Genomic DNA, 17,387 nt, shown 5'->3' with positions numbered 1-17,387 from the left:
ATGTCGACCGTCGCCTGGATCACGGCGCGGGGCCTGTTCGGCCGCCGCCGCGCGCTGCTCCTGCTGCCACTGCCGGTCCTGCTGATCGGCCTGGCCACACTGTGCCGCGCGGTCGGCGTCGCACCCGCCGACTGGGGTGTCCCGGTCCTCGTCGGGCTCGGACTGGCCGTGGTCCTCCCGGTGATCTCGCTGATCGTCGGCACCGGCGTGCTCGGCTCCGAGGTGGACGACGGCACCATCGTCCACATCCTCACCAAGCCGCTCCCCCGCCGCGACATCATCCTGGCGAAGCTCGGCGTCGCGGTCGGCGTCAGCGCGCTCAGCTCGGCGATCCCGTTGTTCATCGCGGGCTGGCTCGCCGACTCCGTACGTTTCGGGTTGGCTCTCGCCGTGGCGGCAGTGGTCGGCGCATTCGCCTACTCCGCACTGTTCCTGCTGCTCAGCCTCCTGACCCGCCGCCCGGTCCTGCTCGGCCTGGTCTACATCCTGGTCTGGGAAGGCCTGCTGGGCCGCTTCGTCAGCGGCACCCGCGTACTCTCGATCGAGCAGTACGTGATCACGATCGCCGACAAGATCGAGCCGACCGCACTGCTCGAATCCAAGGTCTCCCTGCCGGTCGCGGCGATCATGGCAGCCATCTTCATCCTCGGCTGCGCCATCGCCTCCATCGACCGGCTGCGGAGCTTCTCCATGGCGGGAGAGACCAGCTGACCGAAATCCCGGATCCGCGATGGCCACATCGCGATCTCGACGTGGGCCGCCTCCGCAGCAGCGGGTGGCGGCCGACGCCGTTGCGGGAATTCGTGCTGAAGGTTCATCAGCGCTGCAACCTGGCCTGCGACTACTGCTATGTCTACGAGCTCGCTGATCAGAGCTGGCGGGATCGGCCAAGGGTCATCACGCCGGCGCTCTGGCGGGCGGCAGCGCGGCGGATCGGCGAACATGCCGCTCAGCACGGGCTCGACCGGGTGCACGTGGTGCTGCACGGCGGTGAGCCGCTGCTCGCGGGGACGCGACGGCTGATCAGCCTGATCGGTGACCTGCGGGCCGCGATGCCGTCCGGGTGCCGGTTGACGGTCGGCATGCAGACCAACGGGGTCCTGCTCGACGACGCGATGCTCGACGCGCTGGCCGGTGCGGACGTCAGGATCGGGGTGAGCGTCGACGGCGTCGAGGAGGACCACGACCGGCACCGGCGATTCCGCGACGGCGGGGGTAGTTACCGTGCGGTGGAGAAGGCGTTGCGGCTGCTCGGGGCCCGCAAGGGGGTTTTCGCCGGGCTGCTGTGCACGGTCAACCCGGCGGCCGACGCGGTCACGACGTACGAGAGCCTGCTCGCGTATGCCCCGCCGGAGATCGATTTTCTGCTGCCCCACACGAACTGGGCGAACCCACCGGCAACGGGCCGGGCCCATGGCGCCTGGCTGACAGAGGTCTTCGACCGCTGGTACGCAGCACCCCGGCAGGAGACCCGGATCCGGCTGTTCGAGGACGTCATGAGCCTGGTGCTCGGCGGCCACGGCCGGTCCGAGCAGGCCGGGCTGAGCCCCGTCGCCGTGGCGGTGATCGAGACCGACGGCTCGATCGAGCAGGTCGACTCGCTGAAGAGCGCCTACCCGGGCGCCGCCGGGACCGGGCTCAACGTGCTCACGGATTCCTTCGACGCGGCACTGCGGCATCCCGGGATCGTCGCGCGGCAGATCGGCGTCGAAGCACTCGCCGAGACGTGCCAGCAGTGCCCGATCCACCGGGTCTGCGGCGGTGGGCACTACGCGCACCGGTTCCGTCCCGGCGAAGGATTCCGCAACCCGACCGTCTACTGCGAGGATATGCGGCTGCTCATCGGGCATATCAGCCGTCGGCTGGCCGCTGACCTCGCCCCACTCGTCACTCTGTAGTGACTCAGGTCACAACAGCCCCGTAAAGAGCAGTATCGGAGGACCCCGCTCGACCTTGGGGAGCACGACTGAGAAACTGTCCATCAAGTCACTGCAGGGGGAGTCTCAGGTGAACGACGGTTCCGTGCTGCCCGAGGACGTGCTGCGTGACGCGCCGTCCTACACGCCGCGCGCGCACGAACTCGCCGACCTCGAGTTGTTGTTGTCGGGTGCCTATGCGCCGCTGACCGGGTTTCTCGGCCGGGCGGATCTGCAGGCGCTGCGACGCCGTGGCCGCTTGGCGGACGGGACGTCGTGGCCGGTGGCGGTGACCTGCGAGATTCCGGCTGAGCTCGGTGAGCGCCTCGACCTGGGCGATCCGCTGCGGCGCACGGTGGTGCTCACCGATCCCGAGGGGGCGCCGGTCGCGGCCGTCGAGGTGACCGACACGTGGCCGACCGCCAATCGGATGTGGGCGATCGGTGGCACGGTGCGGCGGATGGGCGACGGCGGGCACGGGCCGTTCCAGCGTCTGCGGCGTACGCCCGAAGAAGTGAAGGCTCTGCTCCCACCGGGACGGGTCCTCGGGGTGATCGCCGACCGGCCGTTGCACCGACCGCAGCTGGCGCAGATCGCGCATGCCGCGCGCACGCTCGCCGCCCACCTGCTGATCTTCATTCCCGTGGTCGGGCCGGGGCCGGACGGGTTGCCGCCGGAGGCGCTGGTCCGGGCGATCTTCGCCGCGCGGGACCGGATGCCCCCGGCGACGATCGTGGCGGTGCCGCTGATGACCCGCGGCGACGAGATGCGCGACGCGTTGCTGCGGGCGCGGGTCGCCGTCTCCTACGGCGTGACGCACGTGCTGTCCACCGGGGACATGCTCTCCGGTGGTGGCCTGCGGGTGCTGGTGCCGCGCGAGCTGGCGTACGACAACCGGGACGGTCAGTGGCGCTGGCGCGACGACATCCCACCGCGCAACAGGCGGCTGGCGATGCGGCCGCAGGAAATCAACGACCTGCTCGACCGGGGTTTCCCGCTGCCCGACTGGCACACGCCGCCGGCCGTGGCCAAGGAGCTGTCCCGGGTCCGGCCGCCGCGCCGGCATCGCGGCCTGGTGGTCTTCTTCACCGGCTACTCGGGCTCCGGCAAGTCCACGGTCGCCCGCGGGCTGGCCGACTCGCTGCGGGAGAGCGGCGAGCGCACCATCACGTTCCTCGACGGTGACGTGGTGCGCCGCGAGCTCTCGGCCGGGCTGGGGTTCAGCCGCGCCGACCGTGATGCCAACGTGCGACGGATCGGCTGGGTGGCAGCGGAGGTCGGCCGGCACCGGGGCATGGCGATCGCGTGCCCGATCGCCCCGTACGAGGACGCCCGCGCGTCCGTGCGCGCGATGGCCACGGATGCGGGAGCCGGCTTTGTGCTGGTGCACGTGGCGACCCCGCTCGAGGTGTGCGAGCAGCGCGACCGCAAGGGCCTCTACGCCCGAGCACGCGCAGGTCAGCTGCGGGGCATGACCGGCATCGACGACCCTTACGAGGTGCCCGCCGACGCCGAATTGACGATCGACACCACGGACATCACAGTGCCCGAGGCCATCGATCAGGTCCTGGCATACCTCGTGGAGAGCGGCTGGGTGGAGCCCGCCATGAAGTAACACGTCGCGGCGGAGTAGTTACGCAACGCCGATCGAGCCGTTTACCCCTCCGGGGGCAACACGCCCGATCGCCGTTGCAGCTATTCCACCCGCGAAAGGGCCGCCGTACCGATGGAAGCGACTCGCCCGTCCGCCGATTTCTCGCACTTCCTGGGTGTGTTCCGCCGCCACTGGTGGCTGGTGCTGCTGCTGACCGTGGCGGGGGTCGCGGCCGGCGTAGCGGTGACCCGGATCATGCCGAAGGTCTACGAGGCCTCGACCCTGGTGCTGGTGCTGCCGGTCGAGCAGGATGCCAACTCCCAGAACGGCCGGACCAAGGGCTCCGTCAACCTCGACAACGAGGCTCAGCTCGTGGTCTCCGGCGCGGTGGCCACCCGGGCCGGGGCGCTGCTGCGCTCGCCGGTCTCCCCCGTGGAGCTGGCCCGCGACGTCTCGGTCGAGGTGCCGCCGAACACCACGGTTCTCACGATCCGGTTCTCGGCGGACAACGCGCGGGACGCTCAGACGGGGTCGCACGCGTTCGCGGAGGCGTACCTGCTGAACCGGGACGAGACCGCGCGGGCCGTGCTGGATGAGCAGATCAAGTCGCTCAACCTGAAAGTACGGCAGCAGAACGCCAGCCTCAACCTGATCAACACCAAGCTGTCCCGGTCGCCCAGCGGCAGCTCCGAGCGCTCCAACCTGGAGAGCCTGCGCAGCAACTCGCAGAACCAGCTCAACGATCTGACCGGCCGGCTCAACGCGCTCACCACCGCGACCATCAACGCCGGCAGCGTCATCAGCGACGCGCGGGAGCCCGAGTCACCGGTCAGCCCGAACTCGATGCTCAACCTCGCCGGCGGCGCGATGATCGGCCTGCTGCTCGGGCTCGGGTGCGCGTTCCTGCGCGAGCGGTTCGACCGGCGGCTGCGTACGGCCGTCGACGTCAGGGACCGGGGGCGGATCCCGGTGCTGGCCGCCCTGGACGAGCGGACCACGCCGACCTTCGACGACGTCCTGCAGCCGTACGGGCCGGGCGGGCGGATCTTCAACCGGCTGCGCAACGAGATCCTGGCCAGCCTCACCGCCGGCGATCAGATCATCGTCGTCACGGGGGCCAGCCGGGGTTCCGCGACGACGCTCGTGGCCGCGAACCTGGCGACGTCGCTCGCGCGTACCGGCAGCGATGTCGTCCTGATCGGCGCGCACCTGCCGGACAGCGTGATGGACGCCGCGCCGCTGGCCCGGATGCTCGGGGTCTCGACCTCGCCGGGGCTGTCCGAGCTGCTGGCCGGGCGGGTCGTGCTCAAGGACGTGCTGCAGCGCACCCCGCGGATCCCGGCGCTGCGGGTCATCACGACGGGTGGCGCGGCCACCGCGGCGGGGCTGATGCAGTCGCAGCGGCTGCGCGACACGCTGGACGCGTTGCGGCGGCAGGCTGCCTACGTCGTCATCGAGGCGCCGTCGACGAGCAGCAGCGCCGACGCGCAGAGCCTCGCCAGCCTCGCCGACGCGGCCATCCTCGCCGTCGAGCTGCGCCGCTCGAAGCGCCCGGCCCTGCTGGACGCGGCGGAGCAGCTGCGCCGGGTCGGCACCCGGCTGCTCGGTGCGGTGGTACTGCCGCAGCTCAGCAAGATGCCGCGCAGCATCGCGGAGGAGAACCTGCCCGCGGTCATGCTGGGCGCGCAGCAGGCGCCGGAACTGCCGGCCGTCGACAGCGACCGCACCCAGAAGCTGCCGACCGTGGCCGGCGCCCGCGCCCCGCGGCAGATCGAGGGCGCCGGTGAGGTGACCACCGTGATCAAGGCGGAGAAGGCCACCGCCGGTGCCGGTAAGAAAGAGCAACCCACGGACGAGAAGAAGTGACACTGGTCGTCCCGGGCGGGGCGCTGCGCGGGGCACACAGCGCGGAACCGCCACGGCCGACCGCGCTCCCGGCCTGGCCGGTAGCGGCGATCCTCGCCCTCTACCCGCTGTGGTGGGCGCTCGGCCTCGGGGTGCTGATCTTCCCGATCATGGCGGCGCCGATGGCTGTGCTGCTGGTCCGGCGCCGGACCGCCGGCCGGGAGCTGCGACTCCCCCCGGGCGCCGGCTGGTGGGCGCTCTTCCTGATCGCGGTTCTGATCAGCATCGCGGCGCTGGGTGCCGATCCGGCGGGGACGGTGGCCGAGCACGCGGGCGATCGCCTGCTGGCAGTCGTCTACCGCCTCGTCATGTACGCGTCCCTGACGCTCCTGCTGCTCTACACCGGCAACCTCACCGAGTCCGAGCTGTCCCGCCGCCGCCTCGTGCGACTCCTCGGCTGGCTTTTCGTCGTCACCGTCGCGGGCGGGCTGCTCGGCATCCTCGCGGGGAAGTTCGAGTTCACGTCGCCGGTCGAGTGGCTGCTGCCGGAGGGCGTACGCGGCAAAGGCTTCGTGCAGTCGCTCGTCCACCCGTACGCGGCCCAGATCATGGACATCGTCGGCACCGAGAAACCCCGCCCGGCCGCGCCCTGGGGCTACACGAACACCTGGGGCAACAACTTCTGCCTGCTCGCGGGCTGGGTCGTGGTGGCCGCGTGGGCGACCCGCCGGACCGGCCCGAAACTGCGCGCCCTGCTCTGCCTCGTGGTCGCGATCGTGCCGGCCGTCGTCTCGCTCAACCGCGGACTGTGGATCGGGATCGGCGTCGTGGTCCTCTACGTCGCCGGACGCTACGTGCTGATGGGCCGGCTGTGGGTCCTCGCGGCGCTGGGCCTGGCCGGTGCCGGGCTCGCTGTCGCGCTCACCGTCACTCCCCTGGGCGACGTGGTGAACGCCCGGCTCGACAACGGCAAGTCCAACGGCGTGCGTACGTTCCTGATCGAGCGGGCCGTCGACGGTTTCACCGAGTCGCCGATCATCGGGTACGGCTCGACCCGCAACACCATCGGCGGGCGCAACTCCATCACCGTCGGCGAGAGCTCCGCGTGCGAGCGCTGCGGCAACTTCACCGTCGGCGGCAACGGGCAACTCTGGCAGCTCATGTACGCCCACGGCACCGTCGGCACCATCGCCTACCTGGCCTTCTTCGGGTACGGGCTGTGGCGCTTCCGCCGTGACCGCACCCCGATCGGCATCGCCGCCGGAGCCGCGATCGTCAGCTCGTTCTCCGCGATGCTCTGGTACAACGCCATCCCCACCCCGCTGGCGTTCATGTTCCTGGCCTACGCGCTGCTCTGGCGCAACGAACTCGAGGGGGACGTTCATGGCAGTTAAGACCGCGCCGGAGCAGCTGACCGCCGGCGACTCGGCGCTGCGGACGCAGTACCTGACCGAGGTCCTGGAGCTGCTCTATCCGGCGCCCTGCGAGACCGGGTTCACGTTCGGCCAGCATCGCGGCGGCGGTGACCGGCACGGCGAGCCGATCGCGGAATACCTCGTCGTGCCGGATGCGCGCCGCCCCCGGCTGCTGGTTCCCACCACGTCACGGCGGGTCGCGACGGCGGCCGTACGCCGCTACGCCGAACCCCAGTCCCGGGCCGCCCGGCTCAAGCGCGACGCCGTCGTCGCGGCCCTGCGCACCGGGGCGTCGAGCGTGCTGCTCCGCGACCGGGTGCGGGTGACCGGGCCCGCGTCGGCGAGCATCGACGGCTACCTGCGGGAGGCACTCGGCCGGGACCTGTCGATCAGCATCCACATCGGACCCGTGCGGGCCAACCGCAAACCGGTCCTCCAGCTGATCAGCCCGGACGGCGAGACGTTCGGCTTCGGCAAGGTCGGCATCGGGCCGCTGACCCAGCGCCTGGTGAAGGCCGAGACCGCGGCGCTGATCGCGCTGGACAAGACCGGTCTGGAAAAGCTGACCGTGCCGAAGGTGCTGCACGCCGGTCAGTGGCGTGGCCTGCAGGTGCTGGTCCAGTCGGCACTGCCGGTGTGGCTGCCGCGGGCGCCGCTGACCCCGCGCCGGCTGGCCGCCGCGATGGTCGACATCGCCGGGTGCTGCGGCTACACCAACGGGTCGCTGGGGGTGAGCGCGTACTGGCACGACCTGCGGGGACGGCTGCACTCCGTCGGCGACCGGCCGGAAGGGGTTGCGCTCACGGCGGCGGCCGAGCTGCTGGTGGCCCGGTCCGGCGAGCAGAGCATGCGGTACGGCGCGTGGCACGGCGACTGGGCGCCCTGGAACATGGCGAACCTCGCGGACGCGCTGCTGGTGTGGGACTGGGAACGGTTCGCGAACGGCGTACCCGTCGGCTTCGACGCCGTGCACCACGACCTGCAGCGCCGCATCCAGACCAGCGGCGACGCGGGGTCGGCGGTCGAGGCGACCGTACGCCGCGCCGATGAGCTGCTCGCCCCGTTCGGCGTACCCGCCGAGCTGCGTGAGCTGACCGCGCTGCTCTACCTGGTCGACCTCGCCACCCGCTATCTCACCGATCGCCAGGCCGAGGCCGGCGCGCGGCTGGGAGTGCTCGGGACGTGGCTGCTACCCGTACTCATCAGAAGGGTTGAGGAGCTGTAATGGATGTGCGGAGGGTTCCCTCGCCGGTCAAGCGGGTGGTGCACCTGGGGTCGCGGTCGTACGGGCGGCTCACCTCGCCCAGCCGGATGACACCGTCGTTCCTCATCTGCGGCGGTCAGCGCTGCGGCACCACGTCGCTGTACCGCGCGCTCGCCGCCCATCCGGTCGTGCTCAAGGCCGTCCTGCACAAGGGTGTGCACTACTTCGACATCGACTACGACCACGGCATGTCGTGGTACAAGGCGCACTTCCCGCGCAAGCGGCACGCCGAGCGGATCCAAGAGTTGCACGGCGTGCCGGCGCAGACGTTCGAGTCGAGCCCGTACTACATGTACCACCCGCAGGCCGCGGCCCGGATCGCCGCGGACCTGCCCGCCGCGAAGCTCGTGGTGCTGGTCCGCGACCCGGTGGAACGCGCCTACTCGCAGCATCATCACGAGGTCGCGCGAGGGTACGAGAACGAGCGGGACTTCGGCAACGCGCTCGCGCTCGAACCCGCCCGGCTGCACCGCCAGGAGGACAAGCTCGCCTCCGATCCGGCGTACTACTCGTTCGCGCACCAGCACCACGCCTACAAGGCCCGCGGCGAGTACGCGCGCTACCTCAGCGTCATGGCGCAGCACGTCGGCCGGGAACGCATCCACGTCGTCGAGAGCGAACGCTTCTTCGCGCAACCCGAGCAGGTCTACGACGAGGTCTGCGCGTTCCTCGGGCTGCCGATCAACATGAAGCGCCCGGTGTTCGACCAGCACAACGCCCGCCCGCGCGAGTCCGACATGGACCCCGGCCTGCGGCGTGAACTGAAGAACTACTACGCGTCACACGACGAGGCGCTGACCGCTTGGCTGGGTCGCGTACCCGTGTGGCGTAAAGCGTGAGTCTCGCCTTTGCCGAGAACAAAACGCGGGGTGTCGCTCGTGGGGGTCTCGCCAACATGGTGGGGTCCGCGCTCGCGGGTGGCACCGGCGTCATCGTCACGTGGGTCGTCGCGCGCGCGCTCGGTGCGGAACAAGCAGGCGCATTCTTCGCGGCGACCGCGGCCTTCGTGCTGGGTGGCGGTCTCGCCAAGCTGGGTACGCCGACCGGGCTCGTCTACTGGCTGGCCCGCCTCCGGGCAACGGGTCGCGAGCACCTGCTCGGCACGTGCCTGCGTACCGGTCTCGTTCCGGTCTTCGTGCTGTCGTTCGTGCTGGCCGGGGCGTTGTGGTGGTGGGCGCCGGCGTTCGACCAGCACGCCGCGGGCCTGCGGATGCTCGCCGTCTTCCTGCCGTTCCAGGCGATGACCGACACGCTGCTCACCGCGACCCGCGGTTACAAGGCGATGCGCCCCACCGTGGCCCTCGACCGCGTGGTCCGCAGCGTTCTCCAACTTCTCTGCGTGGGTACGGCTGCCCTGCTGTTCACCTCCTCCCTGCCGGCGCTCGCCTTCGCCTGGGCTGTGCCGTACGTGCCGGTCACCGTGCTGGCGGCGTTCGCGCTGCGCCGCGTCTACCGCTCCGGCAGACCGCGCGAGCGCAGCAGCCGGGGTAGCGAACGGCTCGCCCTGCGCCGCGACTTCTGGCGCTTCACCGGCCCGCGCGCGCTGGCCAGCGTCGCGCAGCTAGCCCTGCAACGCGTGGACGTGCTGCTCGTCGCGGCGCTCGGCGGGCTCGCCGCGGCTGCCGTCTACGCCGTCGCCGGCCGTTTCGTCGTGCTGATCCAGTTCGCCAACCAGGGCATCTCGCAGTCCGTGCAGCCCCGCCTCGCCGAAGCCCTCGCGGTCGGTGACCGGGCCACGGCGAGTCACCTCTACCAGACCGCGACCGGCTGGCTGGTGCTGGTGACGTGGCCGATCAACCTGCTGGTGATCCTCTACGCGCCCGTCTACCTGCGGATCTTCGGCGGGCACTACACGTCCGGCGCGCCCGTGGTGGTGGTGCTGGCGTGCGCGATGCTCGTCGCCACCGGGTGCGGGATGGTCGACATGGTGCTCGCGATGGCCGGGCGTACGTCGTGGAACCTGCTCAACGTGCTCGTCGCGCTCGTCGTCACGATCGGGCTCGACGTGCTTCTCATCCCGGCGTACGGCGCGCTCGGCGCGGCGATCGGGCTGGCCTGCGCGATGGTCGCCAACAACCTGCTGCCCCTCGTGCAGGTCGCACGGTCCGCGCGGCTGCACCCGTTCGGGCGCGGGACTCTCGCCGCCGGGACGTTGTCGATCGCGTGCTTCGGCGTACTCCCCCTTGCTGTGACAGCGATCGCCGGTGAGGGCGCGTTCGGTCTCGGCCTGTCCACCGCCCTCGGTGCGATCGCCTTCGCCGCCGGCACGTGGTTGCTGCGTCACCGCCTCGCGCTCCACGCCTTCAAACCCCGACAGCCTTCGAGAGGATCGCTTTGACCACGAACTACACCAAGGTGTTCCAGGACGCGGACGCCGTCGAGAAGTACGAGCACATCACGTACGCGCCGGACAGTTACGCGTCGCGGATCAACGAGCGGCAGCAGGCATACCTGCGTGACCTCGTGGCCCGCCAGTTCGGCCGCAAGCTTCCCGCGCAGCACGACTTCGCCTGCGGGACCGGGCGGGCGATCCGTACGCTGCACGGCCTGGTCCGCGAGGCGCACGGCTACGACACCTCGGCCGAGATGATGGCCAAGGCGGAGCAGGTCGGCTCGCAGGCGAAATGGCACCAGATCCCGGCGGACGGCCCGGTCCCGAACCCGGTCCCCGCGGGGCACCCGGCGATCGTGACGCTGTTCCGGCTGCTGCTCAATGTGGACGAAGCCGTGCGCGACCGGGCGATCGAGTTCGCCGGCAAGGTGCTGTCGACCCCCGACTCGGGCGTGCTGGTCGTGGAGAACCACGGGAACGCCGGCTCGGTGCGGCACCTGCGGGCACGGCGGCACTCGGGGGAGCGCTGGTTCGCCGAGCTCTCGCACGCCGAGATCGTCACGCTGCTGGACCGGCACGGCTTCGAGATCATCGAGCGCAAGGGCTTCACGATGCTCACCGAGTCGCTCAGCCGCAATCCGGTGGCGCGGGCGATCGACACGGCTGCCCGCGCGCTGCCCGGTACGGACGGGCTGGCGGTCAACGTGCTCTACACCGCGCGGCGCAGGAAGTAGCTGCATGCGTCGCGCTGCCGCGTTTCTCCTCGTGCTCGCCCTCGCGGGGTGCACCTCGCACCCGAAGCCCGAACCGCCACCGGCTCCCGACCTGACCAGCCCGCCGGCCGCGGTCGCCGTCAATCCCGGACCGTTCGAGGCCGGGCCCGTCGACGCGCCGACCTCGGGCGCGTACGTCGGGGCGTGGATCAAGCCGGCCGACCTCAGCGACAAGGGACGGCTGCGGGCCGTCGACTCGCTGGAGGACGACCTCGGGCGGCCGCTCGACATCGTCAACACGTACCGCCGCTTCGAGCAGCTCGTCGGCACCGACTCCGACTACGAGCTGCTCGACGAGGGCGCGACGCTGATGGTCAGCTGGGCCACCGGCGACAACCGCTCGATCACCGCGGGCAACTACGACCGGCTGATCCACAAGCAGGCCCGGGCCATCAAGGCCGTGGACGCGCCGGTGCTGCTGCGCATCCGGTGGGAGATGGACCGGCCCAACCTGCGGGCGACGATGTGGTCGGGTCCGGACTACATCGCCGCGTACGAGCACATCCGCGAGATCTTCGCCGAGGAGCACACGAGGAACGTCTCCTGGGTCTGGTGTCCCACCGCCGAGGGTTTCACCCGGGGTGACGCCCCGGCCTTCTACCCCGGCGACGACCAGGTGGACTGGACCTGCGTCGACGTGTACGCCGGCAACGCGTTCCAGCCGATCGGCGCACTGATGGGCCCGTTCCTGCAATGGGCCGCCCAGCGCCCGAAGCCGATCATCATCGGGGAGTTCGGGGTGGCCCGCGCGTGGGGCTCGGCCGGGCGCGCGGCGTGGCTGTCGGACGCCGAGCGCACCTTCAAGGCGAACCCGCAGATCAAGGCCGTCGTCTACTTCGAGTCCGACCCCGACGGCAACGGCCCCAACCAGCAGTTCCAGCTCACCGGCGACGAACCCGCGTTCGACGCCTTCACCAAGCTCACCGAGGATCCCTACTTCAACCAGTAATGGGCTCCAGGAACTCCAAACGGTTGCCGTGACCGTCGAAGGAGTACAGCCGCCGGTGGCCTGGGAAGCCGCCGTCCCAGTCCACCGGTCGGCCGTGCGTCCCGAGCCGGGCCGCGAGACCATCGAGATCTTTGACGAGTACGCCCGGATGCGCCTTTCGCGCGGGTACGAACTCCTTCTCCACGCCGAGGTGGACCTCCCACCCGCCGCTGCGGAACCAGCACCCGCCGCGGGTCCGCAGCTCCTCGGGCTTCTCCAGCTCGGTCATGCCCAGCACGTCGCGGTAGAACGCGCGGGCGTCGTCCTCGCCGCCGGGCGGGATGGCCAGCAGCACGTGGTGCAGTCGCTCGAACATGACAGCCTTTATAGCAAGACGGACGTACGGTTTCTAGCGCCTGCTTGCCTGAGCGAGGAGCCGGAGCGCGTACGGGGCGTCGTGTTTGAGGTAGCGGCCGGCGAGGCGCTTCGGTTCGGTGCCGAGGCGGTGGGCCCATTCGAGACCGGTGCGCTGCATCCAGCGCGGCGCCCGGTCGACGTCGCCCGCTACGAAGTTGACGGCGGCGCCGCAGCCCATGAACCAGGCCCGGGGGAGGACCTCGCGGAGGCGGTCGATCACGGCCTCCTGCTTGGGGAAGCCGAGGCCGACGAAGACGAGGTCCGGGTCGGATTTTGCGATTGTCGCGCGCTGTCGGGCGTACGTTTTGGCGTGATTCTCAAAGCCGTGAGGGGGACAGAGCGTCCCTGCGATGGTGAGTCCGGGGTGGTCTGCGGCGAGTCGCTCGCCGGCGCGGGCGGCACCGTCCCTGCGACCGTCCGCGGCCGGCCTGCCGCCCAGGATGAAGATCGAGCGGCCGTCGCGCGCGAGACCCGCCGAGAGTGACCGGATCAGGCTGCTGCCGGCCACCCGTTCAGGCAGGGGGGTGCCGCTGAGCCGGCTCGCCCAGACCAGGGGCATGCCGTCCGCCACGGTCAGATCCGCGCTGTTCAGGTACGCCCGTGCGCCGTCGTCGCGCCGGGCCTGCCGCAGGATGTCGATGTTCGGCGTGCTGATCCGGCCGCCGCGACCTGCCGCGATCGCCTCCCGTACCACCGCGACCACCTCGCCCTCGGTGATCGGGTCGAAGCCCGTGCCGTCCAGCCGCACGCGCTCGAAAGCCTCGATGGACAACCGTCGCCTCCTTAGCCGTTGTTCGCTCGTTATAGGAGCGAAACGAGTGAAGGTGGGCCAAAGTGGCACGGGTACTTTATTTGGGCGGATTGGGACGAAGTGGCACCACACTCGTCGAACGTCTGCTCGGCGAACTGCCGTCGGTCCGCACACTCGGTGAGATCGTGCATCTCTGGCAGCGCGACATCCGGGACAACGAACGCTGCGGCTGCGGCTCCCGGTTCGCGGCGTGCTCGTTCTGGCGCCGAGTCGGTGACCTCGCGTTCGGCGGCTGGGCCAATGTGGACGTCACCCGAGTGCACGCGCTGCGCGACGCGGTGGAACGCACCCGCTACATCCCGCGGCTCGCCCGGGCTTACCACCCCGATCCTCAGGTACGCGAGTACGCGAGCTTCTACTCCCGCGTGTACGCCGCCGCGGCCGAGGTCTCCGGCGCGTCCGTGGTCGTCGACTCGTCCAAGCACAGCGCACTCGCCCACGTGCTGCGCTGGTCGGAGGACATCGACCTGCGGGTCGTACACGTGGTGCGGGATGCGCGCGGGGTCGCGTACTCGTGGACCAAGACCGTCGCCCGCCCCGAGGCCGACGGCAGCGACATGACGCGCTACTCCCCCGGCCGGTCCGCCCTGCTCTGGAACGCGCACAACGCGGCCTTCGGATTGCTGTCCCGCCGCGGAGTCCCCGTGCGCCGGATCCGCTACGAACAGTTCCTCGAGGACCCGCGCACCGCACTGTTGTCGCTGGCGGGATTCGCCGGCCTCACGATCGGGCCGTCGGACCTGGACTTCCTCGGTGACGGGTACGCGGACCTCGGCGTCGGTCACAGCGCGGCCGGCAACCCGATGCGCTTCACCGTCGGGCGGCTGCCGCTGCGTCGCGACGACGCCTGGGTCCGTTCCCTGCCCCGCAATCAGCGGCGACTCGTCGGTGCCGTCTGCGCGCCCATGCTGCGGGCGTACGGCTACCCCCTCAACCCCTCCCTGGAGCCGTCATGAACTGGCCTTCCGTAGGCGTTGTCATCCCCACCCGCGACCGGCCCACCCTGCTGCGCAAGACGCTCGACGCGGTCCGCGCGCAGAACTACCCCGGAGCTTTGAAGATCATCGTTGTGTACGACCAGACCGAACCCGACTACCTCCTCGCTTCTCTACCGGGCACCCAGGTCCTCGTCCTCACCAACTGGCGCACCTCCGGGCTGGCCGGCGCCCGCAACACCGGGGTCCTCGCCCTGGACACCGAGTTCGTGGCGTTCTGCGACGACGATGACGTCTGGGCGCCGGACAAGCTGCGTCACCAGGTCGCCGCCCTGGTCGCCGCGCCGGAGGCCGAGTTCGCCACCTGCGCCATCGAGGTCGAGTTCGAGGGCCGGACCACCCCGCGACTGGCCGGCCGTAGCCGGGTCACGGTGGATGAGCTGGCCCGGTCCCGCCTGGCGATGCTGCATTCCTCTTCTTTTCTAGTACGCCGCAGCGCGCTGGGCGACGACGCGATCGGACTCGTCGCCGAGGACGCACCGGGCAGTCAGAACGAGGACTGGGACCTGCTGCTGCGGGCCGCGCGCCGGAACCCGATCGTGCACCTGGACGAGCCGCTGGTCCGGGTGCTGTGGGGGCGGACCTCGCACTACGCGTACGAGTACGCCACGAAGATCTCCTCGCTGCGCTGGATGATGCAACGCCACCCGGAGATCAGCGGCTGCGGCCCGGGCGCCGCTCGTGTCTACGGGCAGCTCGCGTGCTGGTCCGCGGCCACCGGTAACCGGTCACAGGCGTGGCAGTTCAGCAAGGAGGCCGTACGCGCCAATTGGAAGGAACCACGCACCGCCATCGCCCTCGCCGCGATGACCGGAGCGGTGAAGGTGGAAAACGTACTGTCTGCCCTGCACAAACGCGGGCGAGGGATCTAACACACTCTTTTGCGCACACCCGCTCACCGGGTAGTGTTCGCACGTGTTCGAAATAGTGCGGTTCCCGCTCTGCCGCCTTGTCGCGGGCTTCTGATGCTTGCCCAGCAGCGGCAGGCTGCGATCCTCGATCGGGTGCGGGCTGCGGGCGGCGTTCGCGTCAGTGAGCTTGCCACCGAATACAACGTCTCCGACATGACGATCCGCCGCGACCTGGAAACGCTTGCAGAGCGTGGCCTACTCGCGAAGGTACACGGCGGAGCGACCACGGTCAGCCCAGGATCCGCGCACGAGCCGGGATTCGCCGCCAAATCCGTGCGCCAGCGCGCCGAAAAGGCCGCCATGGCCATGCGCGCGGCGTCCCTGGTCTCCCCCGGCGACGCGATCGCCCTCTCCGCCGGCACCACCACCGCGGGCCTGGCCCAGCGCCTCGTCGACGTCCCCGACCTGACCGTGGTCACCAACTCGATCCCGGTCGCCGACGTCTTCTACCGCGCTGGGCGCCCCGACCAGACGGTTGTCCTCACCGGCGGCACCCGCACCCCCTCCGACGCCCTCGTCGGCCCGGTCGCGGTCGCGGCGATCGGCACCCTGCACCTCGACATGCTCTTCCTCGGCGTCCACGGCATGAGCGAACGCGCGGGCTACACCACGCCGAACCTCATGGAAGCAGACGTCAACCGGGCCCTGGTCGAAGCGGCGGAACGCCTCGTCGTCCTCGCCGACCACACCAAATGGGGAACGGTCGGCATTTCTTCTATCGTCCCGCTCGACCGCGCCGACGTGGTCATCACGGACGACCAGCTCGACGAAACAGCACGCACGATCCTCGCGGAACAGGTGAACGAACTCATGGTGGTGAGCGCCCAGTGATCGAGAAGCGCACAGCGATCCGGCTGTCCGACGGCCGGGAGCTCGTCTATTTCGATGAGACCCCGACCCACGACCGCGGCGAATGGCCGGACACCCGGGAGCTCCCGCCCCCGCCGCCCACCTCCCAGCTGCGCTACGACCCCCTGGTCGACGAATGGGTAGCGGTCGCCGCCCACCGCCAGACCCGCACTTTCCTGCCGCCCTCGGACAAGTGCCCGCTCTGCCCGTCCACCCCGGAGTTCGCCAGCGAGATCCCGGCGCCCGACTACGACGTGGTCACCTTCGAGAACCAGTTCCCGTCGTTCAGCGACCGCGTCAAACCCGACGAGATCACCGCGCTGACCGACCTGGTCCCCGTCCGCCCCGGCGTCGGCCGCTGCGAAGTGGTCTGCTTCACCAGCGACCACAACAGCTACTTCGGCAACCTCACCCCGGCCCGGGTCCGCACGGTCGTCGACGTCTGGGCCGACCGCACCACCGAGATGTCAGCCCTGCCCGGCGTCGCCCAGGTCTTCCCCTTCGAGAACCGCGGCGTGGAGATCGGCGTCACCCTCAACCACCCCCACGGCCAGATCTACGCCTACCCCACGGTCACCCCCCGGACCCAGGCCATGCTCCGCGCCGCAGCCCGCCACGCCGAGAAGACCGGCGGCCGCAACCTGTACGCCGACGTCCTCGCCGCCGAGATCAAATCCGGCATCCGCATCATCTCCGCCAACGAACACTGGACGGCGTACGTCCCCGCCGCCTCCCGCTGGCCCTTCGAGGTCCAGATCGCCCCGAACCGCCACGTCCTCGACATCCCCGCCCTGAACGACGCCGAGAGGGACGCCTTCGGCCCGCTCTACCTGGACATCCTGAAGCGCTTCGACGCCCTCTTCGACAAGCCGATGCCCTACATCTCCGCCTGGCACCAGGCCGTCACAGGCGAAGGCCGCGAACTCGGCTACCTCCACCTCCAGCTCTTCAGCATCCGCCGCGCCGCCGACAAGCTGAAATTCCTCGCCGGCTCCGAATCGGCCATGGGCTCGTTCATCAACGACGTCATCCCCGAAAAGGCCGCCCAGACCCTGCGCGACATCATCTGACCCACCCCCCGGCTTCCCCGGGCCTCGCCGAGCGGTCCGCTCTCGGCGGGGCCCGACCCATTTCAAGCCCCCACCACCCCGGCACGCCACCCGGCTGACCGCCAGGGCCACCCACCCATGCCCGGCGTCAGAACCCAGCTCAGCCTCAGCGCCAGCCCAACCCCAGCCCCAGGCCGGCCCTAGCGCCAGGCCAACCTCCGTGCCTAGGCTGGCCTCAATACCAGGCTGGCCTCCCTTTGCCCGAACCGGCCTCAAGGCCCGGGGCGG

The 17,387-nt window shown here is 70.5% G+C and carries 16 protein-coding genes; 14 read left to right on the top strand and 2 right to left on the bottom strand.

The window, feature by feature from the left end; all coding sequences use genetic code 11:
• From Aco04nite_RS26285 to Aco04nite_RS26240, 10 genes are all read left to right on the top strand, one after another.
• Positions 1-711 carry an ABC transporter permease gene (locus Aco04nite_RS26285; protein WP_212999935.1) on the top strand — a complete coding sequence of 237 codons (711 nt, stop codon included), beginning with the start codon at positions 1-3 and terminating at the stop codon, positions 709-711.
• 41 nt (positions 712-752) lie between these two features.
• The gene (locus Aco04nite_RS26280; RefSeq protein WP_244876306.1) at positions 753-1,898 is read left to right on the top strand and encodes an FxsB family cyclophane-forming radical SAM/SPASM peptide maturase; all 1,146 of its coding nucleotides are present in this window, start codon (positions 753-755) and stop codon (positions 1,896-1,898) included.
• 109 nt (positions 1,899-2,007) lie between these two features.
• On the top strand, positions 2,008-3,531 hold the full coding sequence (gene cysC, locus Aco04nite_RS26275; protein ID WP_212999934.1) for an adenylyl-sulfate kinase: 1,524 nt from the start codon (positions 2,008-2,010) through the stop codon (positions 3,529-3,531).
• A gap of 111 nt (positions 3,532-3,642) precedes the next feature.
• Positions 3,643-5,376 (top strand): tyrosine-protein kinase domain-containing protein, encoded by a 1,734-nt coding sequence (locus tag Aco04nite_RS26270; RefSeq protein ID WP_212999933.1) that lies wholly within the window; start codon positions 3,643-3,645, stop codon positions 5,374-5,376.
• On the top strand, positions 5,373-6,749 hold the full coding sequence (locus Aco04nite_RS26265; protein WP_212999932.1) for an O-antigen ligase family protein: 1,377 nt from the start codon (positions 5,373-5,375) through the stop codon (positions 6,747-6,749). The genes Aco04nite_RS26270 and Aco04nite_RS26265 overlap by 4 nt, the downstream gene beginning before the upstream one ends.
• Positions 6,739-7,995, top strand: a complete 1,257-nt coding sequence (locus tag Aco04nite_RS26260; protein ID WP_212999931.1) for a hypothetical protein — start codon at positions 6,739-6,741, stop codon at positions 7,993-7,995. Before Aco04nite_RS26265 ends, Aco04nite_RS26260 begins: the two co-directional genes overlap by 11 nt.
• Positions 7,995-8,873, top strand: a complete 879-nt coding sequence (locus Aco04nite_RS26255; protein ID WP_212999930.1) for a sulfotransferase family protein — start codon at positions 7,995-7,997, stop codon at positions 8,871-8,873. Before Aco04nite_RS26260 ends, Aco04nite_RS26255 begins: the two co-directional genes overlap by 1 nt.
• The gene (locus Aco04nite_RS26250) at positions 8,870-10,372 is read left to right on the top strand and encodes a lipopolysaccharide biosynthesis protein (RefSeq protein WP_244876305.1); all 1,503 of its coding nucleotides are present in this window, start codon (positions 8,870-8,872) and stop codon (positions 10,370-10,372) included. The genes Aco04nite_RS26255 and Aco04nite_RS26250 overlap by 4 nt, the downstream gene beginning before the upstream one ends.
• Positions 10,369-11,100 carry a methyltransferase domain-containing protein gene (locus tag Aco04nite_RS26245; protein WP_212999929.1) on the top strand — a complete coding sequence of 244 codons (732 nt, stop codon included), beginning with the start codon at positions 10,369-10,371 and terminating at the stop codon, positions 11,098-11,100. Before Aco04nite_RS26250 ends, Aco04nite_RS26245 begins: the two co-directional genes overlap by 4 nt.
• A gap of 4 nt (positions 11,101-11,104) precedes the next feature.
• Positions 11,105-12,088 carry a glycosyl hydrolase gene (locus Aco04nite_RS26240; protein ID WP_212999928.1) on the top strand — a complete coding sequence of 328 codons (984 nt, stop codon included), beginning with the start codon at positions 11,105-11,107 and terminating at the stop codon, positions 12,086-12,088.
• Here the strand turns inward: Aco04nite_RS26240 and Aco04nite_RS26235 are convergent.
• Together Aco04nite_RS26235 and Aco04nite_RS26230 are read right to left on the bottom strand one after the other, a co-directional pair.
• Positions 12,078-12,443, bottom strand: a complete 366-nt coding sequence (locus Aco04nite_RS26235; RefSeq protein WP_212999927.1) for a VOC family protein — start codon at positions 12,441-12,443, stop codon at positions 12,078-12,080. The two genes, Aco04nite_RS26240 and Aco04nite_RS26235, sit on opposite strands and share 11 nt — an antisense overlap.
• 33 nt (positions 12,444-12,476) lie before the next feature.
• Positions 12,477-13,256, bottom strand: coding sequence for a WecB/TagA/CpsF family glycosyltransferase (locus Aco04nite_RS26230; RefSeq protein ID WP_212999926.1), 780 nt, complete (start codon positions 13,254-13,256; stop codon positions 12,477-12,479).
• Positions 13,257-13,318: 62 nt separating this feature from the next.
• Between Aco04nite_RS26230 and Aco04nite_RS26225 the strand changes: the two genes are divergently transcribed.
• The 4 genes from Aco04nite_RS26225 (at position 13,319) to galT (ending at position 17,120) form a co-directional block, all read left to right on the top strand.
• Positions 13,319-14,251 carry a sulfotransferase family protein gene (locus tag Aco04nite_RS26225; RefSeq protein ID WP_212999925.1) on the top strand — a complete coding sequence of 311 codons (933 nt, stop codon included), beginning with the start codon at positions 13,319-13,321 and terminating at the stop codon, positions 14,249-14,251.
• Positions 14,248-15,162: a glycosyltransferase family 2 protein gene (locus Aco04nite_RS26220; RefSeq protein WP_212999924.1), complete on the top strand. Its 915-nt coding sequence runs from the start codon at positions 14,248-14,250 to the stop codon at positions 15,160-15,162. Before Aco04nite_RS26225 ends, Aco04nite_RS26220 begins: the two co-directional genes overlap by 4 nt.
• A gap of 93 nt (positions 15,163-15,255) precedes the next feature.
• Positions 15,256-16,032: a DeoR/GlpR family DNA-binding transcription regulator gene (locus Aco04nite_RS26215; protein ID WP_203836291.1), complete on the top strand. Its 777-nt coding sequence runs from the start codon at positions 15,256-15,258 to the stop codon at positions 16,030-16,032.
• Positions 16,029-17,120, top strand: coding sequence for a galactose-1-phosphate uridylyltransferase (galT, locus tag Aco04nite_RS26210; RefSeq protein WP_212999923.1), 1,092 nt, complete (start codon positions 16,029-16,031; stop codon positions 17,118-17,120). Before Aco04nite_RS26215 ends, galT begins: the two co-directional genes overlap by 4 nt.
• Positions 17,121-17,387: the final 267 nt, after the last annotated feature.

The sequence above is a fragment of the Winogradskya consettensis genome, assembly GCF_018332715.1.
In the GTDB taxonomy this organism is placed as follows: domain Bacteria; phylum Actinomycetota; class Actinomycetes; order Mycobacteriales; family Micromonosporaceae; genus Actinoplanes; species Actinoplanes consettensis.
The sequence above is the reverse complement of the archived record's forward strand: the minus strand, read 5'-3'. Positions and strand labels throughout refer to the sequence as shown.

Bases quoted from the DNA above. Each gene is read 5' to 3' on its own strand.
- Aco04nite_RS26285 (WP_212999935.1), top strand. From the start codon at position 1: ATGTCGACCGTCGCCTGGATCACGGCGCGGGGCCTGTTCGGCCGCCGC.
- Aco04nite_RS26270 (WP_212999933.1), top strand. From the start codon at position 3,643: ATGGAAGCGACTCGCCCGTCCGCCGATTTCTCGCACTTCCTGGGTGTG.
- Aco04nite_RS26260 (WP_212999931.1), top strand. From the start codon at position 6,739: ATGGCAGTTAAGACCGCGCCGGAGCAGCTGACCGCCGGCGACTCGGCG.
- Aco04nite_RS26255 (WP_212999930.1), top strand. From the start codon at position 7,995: ATGGATGTGCGGAGGGTTCCCTCGCCGGTCAAGCGGGTGGTGCACCTG.
- Aco04nite_RS26240 (WP_212999928.1), top strand. From the start codon at position 11,105: ATGCGTCGCGCTGCCGCGTTTCTCCTCGTGCTCGCCCTCGCGGGGTGC.
- Aco04nite_RS26235 (WP_212999927.1), bottom strand. From the start codon at position 12,443: ATGTTCGAGCGACTGCACCACGTGCTGCTGGCCATCCCGCCCGGCGGC.
- Aco04nite_RS26220 (WP_212999924.1), top strand. From the start codon at position 14,248: ATGAACTGGCCTTCCGTAGGCGTTGTCATCCCCACCCGCGACCGGCCC.
- Aco04nite_RS26215 (WP_203836291.1), top strand. From the start codon at position 15,256: ATGCTTGCCCAGCAGCGGCAGGCTGCGATCCTCGATCGGGTGCGGGCT.